Annotated in this window: 5 protein-coding genes, 4 tRNA genes and 1 pseudogene; all 10 read left to right on the top strand. The window is 42.5% G+C overall.

From position 1 onward, the window contains the following. The first annotated feature begins 116 nt into the window (after window positions 1-116). Entirely contained in the window at window positions 117-1,694 is a 1,578-nt protein-coding gene (locus ACX5J7_RS03805; RefSeq protein WP_498706163.1) for a methyl-accepting chemotaxis protein, read from the top strand. A 92-nt stretch (window positions 1,695-1,786) separates the two neighbouring features. Beyond that, window positions 1,787-2,869: a UDP-N-acetylmuramate dehydrogenase gene (murB, locus tag ACX5J7_RS03800; protein ID WP_278383310.1), complete on the top strand. Its 1,083-nt coding sequence runs from the start codon at window positions 1,787-1,789 to the stop codon at window positions 2,867-2,869. Next, the gene (gene birA, locus ACX5J7_RS03795) at window positions 2,866-3,852 is read left to right on the top strand and encodes a bifunctional biotin--[acetyl-CoA-carboxylase] ligase/biotin operon repressor BirA (RefSeq protein WP_498706162.1); all 987 of its coding nucleotides are present in this window, start codon (window positions 2,866-2,868) and stop codon (window positions 3,850-3,852) included. Before murB ends, birA begins: the two co-directional genes overlap by 4 nt. A gap of 136 nt (window positions 3,853-3,988) precedes the next feature. Beyond that, on the top strand, window positions 3,989-4,381 hold the full coding sequence (locus ACX5J7_RS03790) for a type III pantothenate kinase (protein WP_498706161.1): 393 nt from the start codon (window positions 3,989-3,991) through the stop codon (window positions 4,379-4,381). Beyond that, window positions 4,353-4,748 carry a type III pantothenate kinase gene (locus ACX5J7_RS03785; RefSeq protein ID WP_498706159.1) on the top strand — a complete coding sequence of 132 codons (396 nt, stop codon included), beginning with the start codon at window positions 4,353-4,355 and terminating at the stop codon, window positions 4,746-4,748. The genes ACX5J7_RS03790 and ACX5J7_RS03785 overlap by 29 nt, the downstream gene beginning before the upstream one ends. A 109-nt stretch (window positions 4,749-4,857) precedes the next feature. Beyond that, window positions 4,858-4,933: transfer RNA gene (locus ACX5J7_RS03780), tRNA-Thr, on the top strand. 7 nt (window positions 4,934-4,940) lie between these two features. Continuing rightward, window positions 4,941-5,025: transfer RNA gene (locus ACX5J7_RS03775), tRNA-Tyr, on the top strand. Between the two features lie 33 nt (window positions 5,026-5,058). Then, a tRNA-Gly gene (locus ACX5J7_RS03770) sits at window positions 5,059-5,133 on the top strand. A 7-nt stretch (window positions 5,134-5,140) separates the two neighbouring features. Then, window positions 5,141-5,216: transfer RNA gene (locus ACX5J7_RS03765), tRNA-Thr, on the top strand. A gap of 67 nt (window positions 5,217-5,283) precedes the next feature. After that, window positions 5,284-5,346 (top strand): annotated as a pseudogene (locus ACX5J7_RS03760) (GTP-binding protein); the annotation flags it as partial.

Raw genomic sequence — 5,346 nt, 5'->3', positions numbered from 1 at the left:
CGGCGGGTTTTTTGCTTTCTGCCTCATTATTTTCTCTATACTACTAATCGCTTATAGATTAATAGCAAAGATCGCTCTACATTTATCTTGTGTTAATAAAATGTTAAGTGTACTTGATGAATTATTTGGTGTTAGCTGTTGTCGCAGGGCTGATAAATGTAGTGATGTCGTTTCTAACCATGAGCGTCCTGATTTCTACTGCTGTCATCTTTTTTACTATTCTTTTAGCGTCTTTCATTTTTAGTAAAACGCTAGGCAGCGGAAAAACGAATGCGTTTTCTGAAGGAGTAGGGGATGACAGCCTTTCATCGAGTCAACCTCCGTCGTCACAAACTGATGCAACCAAGGTCAGTCATGCCGCCAGCAATATCGCAATTGGCGGTGCCTCTATTTCGTTCTTTTTGGAGCAACTAGCAAACGCTTTTAAAGAACAAGTCGCTAATATTGGTGAAATGAGCGGCAGGCTACAACATTTAGAGTCGTCGTCTAGTCAGTTAGATGCATTAGCCAAAACAGCCTCTTCATCTATGAATGAGTCTGATGAGAAAACACAGTTTGGAAGTACGTCGCTAAAAGAAGTGTTAAACCAACAACAGCAGTTAGTTAAAAATATCAATGCGTCATCTGACGCGCTCATTACCTTAAAAAGCAAAGCTGAAGGTATAAGTACAATCACTAACACCATTAATCAGCTGGCCGATCAAACGAATATGCTCGCGTTAAATGCAGCAATTGAAGCCGCTAGGGCTGGCGAACAAGGCCGTGGTTTTGCTGTAGTTGCTGACGAAGTCAGGGAACTCGCAAAGAAAACGACAGATGCAACGTCTGGAATTGAAACTTTGCTTCAAGATATGAATACCAGTAGCCAAAAAGCGGTAGCTACTATGGATAAAGTACTTAGTTCAAGTGACGATATGAACGCTAAGCTACAGGAGAGTGAAGCGGCTATATCTCATTCAAGCTTGTTATCTACTAAAGCCCGGGACTCTATGGAGGCAATGCAGGGTATGGTAGAGGATAATGCAGAGCACAGCGCAGGTATCAGCGCCAATATTCTTCAACTTCATCAAACTACGGGTAATTTGGAGCGCGATCTTTCTGACGTTTCAGCGCAAGCCTTATCTCTTAGCAGCCAAGCGGAAGATATTTTTAGGCTATTAGAAAGTTTTGACGTAAACGACAGAAATAGCGAAGTAAGAGATATTGCGATAAGTACAGCGAAAACCATAGGTAAACGATTTGAACAGGCTATTAAAGCGGGCGACATTGCCGAGTCGCAATTATTTAGCTTCGACTATACGCCCATTGCAAACACTAACCCGTTAAAGCACACGACACCTTTCGATAAATTCACCGATAAGATATTACCCGAAATTCAAGAGCCTTTGCTAACAGCGCACGATTTCATAATTTATGCTGGCGCTGTTGATAAAAATGGCTACTTCCCCACCCATAATAAGAAGTTCAGTCAGCCGCTTACGGGTAATTATGATACTGACCTTGCGAATAACCGAACAAAACGGATATTTGATGATAAGACAGGAAGCCGCTGTGGTGCTAATACCTCAACGTTTCTACTTCAAACCTATAAACGAGATACGGGAGAAGTTATGCATGATTTATCAGCCCCTATTTATGTGAACGGTAAACACTGGGGCGGGTTTCGTATAGGTTATAAAGCACAAGCGCAGTAATTCCCTACCGCTAATATTATTGCGTCTTTACGCTTTTATTTGGGCCCTTGTTACCCTACCATTAGCGGATTGTTCGCGGTTCGTAAAATAATATGCCTTCATTACAAAGTTACAGCACGTTTGGTCTTTCAGCATCGTGTAATTCTATTGAGTCGTTTGTCGACGTCCCTTCTTTTTTATCCCTATACAACTCAATAAAACAAAGCGCCGCTAACGCGGTTTACATATTAGGTGGTGGAAGCAATTCTATTTTTACACAAGACTTCGACGGTACTGTACTGGTTAATGAAATAAAGGGTATTAGTCACTTCGATACTGAAAGTCACCATTATCTAAGGGTAGGCGCAGGCGAAAACTGGCATGAGTTTGTAACGCTTTGTATGGAAGAAAAGTGGTATGGATTCGAAAACTTAGCACTGATACCAGGCTCAGTAGGGGCATGTCCTATTCAGAACATCGGTGCTTACGGGCGAGAGGTTAATGCCCTCATTGATAAAGTAGAATGTGTATTATTAGAAACGGGTGAGCAAGTTCTGCTTAACAAAGAAGATTGCCAGTTTGGCTACAGAGATAGTGTGTTTAAACATGCATTAGCCAATAAAGTGCTTATTACCCATGTTAATTTTAAGCTTCCTAAAGACTATGAACTTGAAACTAGCTACGGCGAATTGGCCGCACTTTCCGAGCCTACGCCTGAAAAGGTGTATAGTAAGGTAATAGAGATAAGAAAGAGCAAGTTGCCCGACCCAAACGTTTTAGGTAATGCAGGGAGTTTCTTCAAGAACCCCGTAGTACCGACGTCGGTATTTCACAGTATTCAAAAAGATTACGACGTTGTCCCGCACTTTGTTATAACTAATAAGGTAACGCCGCCAACTGAAACGAGTGATTTAGGCGTTACCCTAAAACAGCAAGATAACACTAAGCAAAACGAAGAATTGATAAAAATTCCTGCAGCGTGGCTTATCGACCAAGCAGGATTTAAAGGCAAGACGTTAAATAAAGTACGCTGCCACCCTACACAGCCATTGGTACTAACTAACTTAGGTGGTGCCACCGGAGAAGATTTAATTACCATGGCAAAAAATATCATAGCAAGCGTACATGATAAGTTTGGCGTTACGCTCGAACCAGAAGTGCGCTTATTAGGAAGCAAAGGACTTATTTCGCTATGAGACAAGCATCAAAAGCTATAAGAAAACATATACTCGCTTTGTTGTCCGACGGCCATTTTCACTCAGGTGAAACCATTGCTCAGCAGGTCGGTTTATCAAGAACCGCGGTAGCGGGCCACATTTCCCAGCTTGCCGATTGGGGGTTGGATGTATTTAAAGTGAAAGGTAAAGGCTACCGATTAGAGCGAGGGTTCCCATTGTTAAGTGCTGACAGTATTAAACGACATTTAGGCAATACAAAACGCGCGGTCATCGATGTGGAGTCCGTATTGCCCTCTACCAATACGGAAATGAAAAAACGTATTGCGAGTAAACGGGAAGATCTTGAAAACGGCGATGTCGTCTTCGCCGAAATTCAAACCGATGGGCGCGGTCGCCACGGCCGTTCTTGGTTAGCCCCTGTTGGTGGTAGTCTAACTTTCTCTATGTACTGGTCTTTCCCTGATGGTTACCAAAGCATGGCGGGTCTTTCTTTGCTAGTGGGGTTAGCCGTTTGCGATACATTAAAAGAATTTGGTGTTGAAGATGCCGAATTGAAATGGCCGAACGATATTTATCTACAAGGCAAAAAGCTTGCCGGTGTATTAATTGAAGTAGAAGGCCAGATTGGCGCAACGGCGCACAGTGTTATCGGTATTGGTTTAAATGTATGTGTACCTGATAATCAGTATGATGTAGGGCAGCCTCATAGCGATTTAGCCTCTTACCTAGGTACCATTCCTGATAGAAACGCTTTAGCGGCAGAAATAATTAAGTCGCTTTGGTCTTATTTACCGAAATTTACCCAGCAAGGGTTTGGTCCTTTCACTGCGTATTGGGAAGCGTTAGACCTATACGCCGATAAACGTATTGTTTTGCAGATGGGCGAGAAGCGATTTTCTGGAATTGACAGGGGAGTGGACGCCAGCGGCGCACTACTTGTTGAAACACAAGACGGTATTACGCGATTCCATGGTGGCGAAGTTAGCCTTAGAGGCAATTAACGTTTTATTTTATATCTGGGCTACGAAGGTTTTGGGCATTTGTATAATAAAAGTACTTCGTAGTTCATCTTTGTGATTTTTAAATAAAGTTTTTTCCGTTCGCTTTACGCATTACATTGCGACTGGAACCAAAAATATGAATAACATTGAAGAAAACCACGTCATATTAGTGGATATCGGTAACACCCGAATAAAATATTCACTGCTTTGTCATGCTGAAGAAGAGCCTAATGCATGCGAAGATGCCAATTCTCTTTTCTCTTTTATCGATTCTCAGAAAAATATTTCTCATTTATATATAGCTTCTGTGAGAAACCAGGAGCTGGTTGATGAAATATTCACCATGTGCAATGAACGAAATATTACCTTTGTAGAAAAGCACACAGAAAAAGAAGCCTTCGGCATAAAAAATAGTTACGACAATGTTCAAAAAATGGGCGTTGATCGATGGCTTGCCATGGTCTGCGCTGCAGAAAAATCAAAAAAAGCATTTTTTTGTTATGGATGTGGGTACGGCAATAACGGTTGATTTTGTGGTAGATGGTCAACATTTAGGCGGTTGGATCGTACCTGGCTTTCAAGTAATGCGTAATGCATTGGTCGCTTCAACTAAAAAAGTGTTCGCAAATGATGAAATTCCAACCACCTTTGGGGTTGGGACAGACACAGAAGATTGTGTTGCAACAGGGTGTCATGCCGCCCTATATGGTGTTTATTTGAGCGCGATTGATTACATATCAAGCAAACAAATCGATTTTGACATTATTTTAGGGGGTGGAGACAAAAAAGTGTTTGCATTCTTAAAATCTGCTGATAACATGCGCCTCGCTCATTTGGTGATGCAGGGTCTTGCCCGCTACGCTCGAAGTGAACTTTTAAAGGAAACGTCGGCGTAAGTTTTTGATTAGTTGAAAAATTGGTCAAAAAAGAAAATTGAAAAATTTTCAAAAAGACACTTGCACAGAGTTAAACAATACTCTAGAATGCGCACCCACTTGATGTAGTGCCGACTTAGCTCAGTTGGTAGAGCAACTGACTTGTAATCAGTAGGTCGCCAGTTCGATTCCGGCAGTCGGCACCATCAATCTGGAGGGGTACCCAAGCGGTCAACGGGAGCAGACTGTAAATCTGCCGGCTCAGCCTTCGCAGGTTCGAATCCTGCCCCCTCCACCACTTTCTCTATGAGGTGGCCAGAGAATTAGGATTGCGGGCATCGTATAATGGCTATTACCTCAGCCTTCCAAGCTGATGATGCGGGTTCGATTCCCGCTGCCCGCTCCAAATCAGTGCTGATATAGCTCAGTTGGTAGAGCGCACCCTTGGTAAGGGTGAGGTCGGCAGTTCAAATCTGCCTATCAGCACCAGTTTATTTCTCCCCAGCTCATGTAAAATTTCTAAATTTTTTAATGTAACTTTGCTGGGATAATAGAAATGGCAAAAGAAAAGTTTGAACGTACGAAACCCCACGTAAACGTGGGTACAATCGGCCACGTT

Source organism: Alteromonas infernus (genome assembly GCF_902705815.1).
This window is presented reverse-complemented; position numbering and strand designations above follow the sequence as displayed.

Bases quoted from the DNA above. Each gene is read 5' to 3' on its own strand.
- ACX5J7_RS03805 (WP_498706163.1), top strand. From the start codon at position 117: ATGAATTATTTGGTGTTAGCTGTTGTCGCAGGGCTGATAAATGTAGTG.
- murB (WP_278383310.1), top strand. From the start codon at position 1,787: ATGCCTTCATTACAAAGTTACAGCACGTTTGGTCTTTCAGCATCGTGT.
- birA (WP_498706162.1), top strand. From the start codon at position 2,866: ATGAGACAAGCATCAAAAGCTATAAGAAAACATATACTCGCTTTGTTG.
- ACX5J7_RS03790 (WP_498706161.1), top strand. From the start codon at position 3,989: ATGAATAACATTGAAGAAAACCACGTCATATTAGTGGATATCGGTAAC.
- ACX5J7_RS03785 (WP_498706159.1), top strand. From the start codon at position 4,353: ATGGATGTGGGTACGGCAATAACGGTTGATTTTGTGGTAGATGGTCAA.